The sequence below is a fragment of the Bradyrhizobium sp. genome (assembly GCF_019242285.1).
GTDB lineage: Bacteria > Pseudomonadota > Alphaproteobacteria > Rhizobiales > Xanthobacteraceae > Bradyrhizobium.
In genome coordinates this window covers 1-3,500 of the sequence record NZ_JAFAVV010000113.1, presented here as the reverse complement: position 1 = coordinate 3,500, position 3,500 = coordinate 1, and the positions used below count along the sequence as shown (strand labels likewise).

Genomic DNA, 3,500 nt, shown 5'->3' with positions numbered 1-3,500 from the left:
TTGGTCAGTTGCAGGGCGCGGCCGAGATGATGCGCGAGCTGGATGCCGTCGTCCTTCGGCATGCCGAACACGCGCACCGAGAGGCGCCCGACCGCGCTCGCCACCCGGTCGCAATAGAGATCGAGCGTGGCGAAGTCCGGCGCGCGGATGTCCTGCGGCACGTCCATCTCCATGCCGTCGACGACGGCGATGAAATCCTCGCGCTGCAGGTCGAACTTCTTCACCGCGGCGACATAGTCGCGCAGTCGCGGCGGCGGACTTCCCCGGTAGAGCGCATCGATGTCGTCGCGCCATTGCTGCAGCTCGGCCAGCCGCTGCTCCCGCGGCCCGTCGGAATCGGCGATGTCGTCGACCTGCCGGCAGAAATTGTAGATCAGGAACATCGCATCGCGCTGCTCGGCCGGCAGGATGCGCATCGCCGCATAGAACGAGCTGCCCGAGGCCGTCGTTCCATAGTTCGCCTGCTCCGCCACGGCCTCCGTCGTCATGCGCCCGCCGCCGGTTTCGAGACGGGACGCCGTCCCGCCGCACGCCGCATCAATTCGCCGGCCATGCCGCGAAGCGAGAACGCCAACAGGTCGAGCGGGCGCAGGTGCACGCGCTCGCTCAGCGGATCGCGCACTTTCAGGAGACGGACGATACGGTCGGCGAAGGCCTGGATCACCGAGACCTCGAGCGCCAGCCGCATGTCCCTGACCTCGCCGCCGAGCGAGCGGCCCTCGTCGAGCACGCCCTGGGTCCGCCTCGCGAGCCCCTGCAGGCATTGCAGCAGCGCCGGAGGCGCCCGATCGAGCCCCAGCATCTCGACCGAGGCGCCGCTCGCTTCCAGCGCGTCGCGCGGCAGATAGACGCGATTGAGCGCCTTGTAGTCCTTGCCGCAGTCCTGGAGATGGTTGTTGATCTGCAATCCCGCGCACAGCGCATCCGAGGCTGCCCAGGTCGCGGTGCTCTCGCCGTGTACGTCGAGCACGAAGCGCCCGACCGGCATCGCCGAATAGCGGCAGTAATGGATGACCTCGTCCCAGTTCTCGTAGCGCAGCTTGGTGACGTCCATCCGGAACGCCGTCAGGAGATCGAGCGCATGGCGCGGCGGCATCGCGCGCGCCTCCAGCGCACGGCGCAGGTCCACGGCCTCCCTCTGGCTGTCGCCCTTGCCGTTGAGCTCGGCTTCGAGCAGGTCGAGATAGGCAAGCTTCTCGTCGGGCTTGAGCGTCGCGTGATCGGCGATGTCGTCGGCGGCGCGGACGTAATTGTAGAAGGCCAGGATCAGGGGCCGGTGACGGGGGTGAATGATCCATGATGCCACCGGAAAGTTCTCGTCGCGGTGGCCCTTGCCGGATCGCAATTCGCTCGCGGTGGTCATTGGAAACTTACTGCTGCTGCACCTGACGCATGTCGCGGCGGCCCACGCCGCAGAACCCCGTTCGCGAGGAGGCCATCGGCCCCATATAAGGGAACGCCTGTGCAAAACCAATGCTGGAAGAACCGTTCACCTTGGGCCCGCCTCCCGGGCAGGCCCAAGGTGCCATCAAGGCCAAGGCTCAGGCTTACTGGTTGTGGTCCTTCAGCACCTTGGCGCAGGCCTCCGAGAGCTTGGGGCGATTTTGCTGCAGGCAGGCGAGAATCGTGAAGTCGCCCTGATCGATCACCTCGCGGCAGTGCTTCTGCACGTCGCGCGTGCAGGCCTTCTGCTCGGCGTCCGTGCCGCGCCCCTGGGCGACGGCTGCGGAGACAGGAAGCGACAATAGGGTGAGGGCCAGCAAAATTTTACGCATTGTGTTCCTTCGTCAGGTAGATGGAAAACGATCCCCGACTTCGCGCGGGCAAGCGGGAGCCGTTCGGTCAGATGGCAGATGCCGCAAGAACACGAGCGGCGAGCACGAAGGCACGCAGGCCGGGTCAATGCGGGCAAATTTACGACGATGAAAACCCCGATTGGGGCACCACCGATGGCCGGTTCATTGGCACAGATAAGCACCTGATACTAGGGCGTAATTCGTTTGCCGCCGTTTTTCTCATTTGGCTGTTGCAAGCAGGACATCCGATCGCTAGATGCTGCGCGGCAAAGCGTTGCGAAATGGCTCGCCTTTCGCCGGGAACCGCCGTTTTTCGGTGGAACGACGGATGATGCTCGCCGGGCGACGACGGCTTGTGCCTGTTGTTGAACCTAACACTTGACGGCGACACTAACGGATCGATGCGGCGAGGCGAATCTTCAAGTAAGATCGTCATTCTGAATGGGAAACTCGACATGAAATGGTTTGGCTTCGGCCTGTCTGGACAGGCGATCAGGGCTGCCGGCATAGGCACTGCGCTGTTGTTGTCGGTGTCGGCGGGCCATGCCCAGTCGAGTGGCCCGTTCGCCGGCTTCGACGGCGTATGGTCGGGCGGCGGAACGGTTGCGCTGTCGGACGGCACCACCGAGAAGATTCGCTGCAAGGCGACCTACAAGGTCGCGGGACAGAACCTGAAGCAGACCCTGCATTGTGCCAGCGACAGCTACAAGTTCGATCTGTCCAGCGATGTGACCAGTCAGGGCGACCGGATTTCCGGCAATTGGAGCGAAGCGACGCGCAACGTGTTCGGCAACCTGCAGGGCACGGCGGGTGGTGGCCAGATCGACGTGTTCGTCGAGGCCAACGGCTTTGCCGCAAGCATCACGCTCCGGACCACCGGTAACAAGCAGACGGTCCAGATCAGTTCCAAGGGCGAGATCAGGGGCGTGAACATCTCGATGACCCGGAGCTGACCGCTCCGCCTCCCGCCTGGACGAGACGATCGCCCCCGGTTCTCGCGAGCCGGGGGTTTTCGATGGATGAAGCACGTCTTCATCGGCACGACCGGTGCATCACCCTCCCCTGGAGGGTGAGCCGAACTGCTTCGTTCTTTCCATATGCGATCGAGCGAAACTCGTTCTGTTCAAGCTCCCGTCGCGCTCGGATCGGGCTTGCTTGCACCGCGAATCCGCTCCGCGAGATTGATCAGCCACATCGCGGTCGGGCGCAGGATGAAGAGGTCGGCGATCAGGGCCGCGACCATCGAGAAGGCGCTGAGCCAGCCGAACAGCCGCAGCGACGGCAGATCCGAGAACACCGTCACCACGAGGCCGCAGGCGAGCACCACCGTGGTGAGGATCAGCGCCGGCCCGACCAGCACGGTCGCGCGCTCCACCGCCACAGCCGACGTGATGCCGGGCTTGCTCTCGAGCCTCAGGCGGTTGAGGAAGTGGATCGTGGCCGACAGGCCGAGCCCGAAGGAGACCGTCAGCGCGACCACGCTGGCAAATTGCAGCCCCTCTCCCAGCGCGTAGAGCAGCGTGCCCGACAGCACGACCGGAAAGATGCCGGGCAGGATGCAGGCGAACATCACCACGAAGGAACGGAACGCCAGGCCGATGAACATCGCGACCAGGGCGAACTCGACGGTGAGCCCGCGGTTGAGCTTCTCGATCATGCTGGCGGAGTTGCGCGCGGCGATCGCGGCAAGCCCGGTGACGGCGA

At 64.7% G+C, this 3,500-nt stretch carries 4 protein-coding genes and 1 pseudogene; 1 reads left to right on the top strand and 4 read right to left on the bottom strand.

Translation table 11 applies throughout. The annotated features are described in order from the left end of the window. The 3 genes from JOY90_RS04185 to JOY90_RS04175 all read right to left on the bottom strand — a co-directional run. Window positions 1-488, bottom strand: a 488-nt coding sequence (locus JOY90_RS04185) for a squalene/phytoene synthase family protein (RefSeq protein ID WP_291689898.1), incomplete at its 3' end; no start/stop codon positions are given. Next, window positions 485-1,363 carry a squalene synthase HpnC gene (gene hpnC / locus JOY90_RS04180; RefSeq protein ID WP_291689897.1) on the bottom strand — a complete coding sequence of 293 codons (879 nt, stop codon included), beginning with the start codon at window positions 1,361-1,363 and terminating at the stop codon, window positions 485-487. The genes JOY90_RS04185 and hpnC, both read right to left, overlap by 4 nt. A gap of 184 nt (window positions 1,364-1,547) precedes the next feature. After that, window positions 1,548-1,775: a hypothetical protein gene (locus tag JOY90_RS04175; RefSeq protein WP_291689896.1), complete on the bottom strand. Its 228-nt coding sequence runs from the start codon at window positions 1,773-1,775 to the stop codon at window positions 1,548-1,550. A gap of 476 nt (window positions 1,776-2,251) precedes the next feature. Between JOY90_RS04175 and JOY90_RS04170 the strand changes: the two genes are divergently transcribed. Beyond that, the gene (locus JOY90_RS04170; protein WP_291689895.1) at window positions 2,252-2,749 is read left to right on the top strand and encodes a hypothetical protein; all 498 of its coding nucleotides are present in this window, start codon (window positions 2,252-2,254) and stop codon (window positions 2,747-2,749) included. A gap of 170 nt (window positions 2,750-2,919) precedes the next feature. Here JOY90_RS04170 and JOY90_RS04165 read toward each other — a convergent pair. Continuing rightward, window positions 2,920-3,500 (bottom strand): annotated as a pseudogene (locus JOY90_RS04165) (RND transporter); the annotation flags it as partial.

Coding starts and splice junctions, on each gene's coding strand:
- JOY90_RS04175 (WP_291689896.1), bottom strand. CDS start 1,775: ATGCGTAAAATTTTGCTGGCCCTCACCCTATTGTCGCTTCCTGTCTCC.
- hpnC (WP_291689897.1), bottom strand. CDS start 1,363: ATGACCACCGCGAGCGAATTGCGATCCGGCAAGGGCCACCGCGACGAG.
- JOY90_RS04170 (WP_291689895.1), top strand. CDS start 2,252: ATGAAATGGTTTGGCTTCGGCCTGTCTGGACAGGCGATCAGGGCTGCC.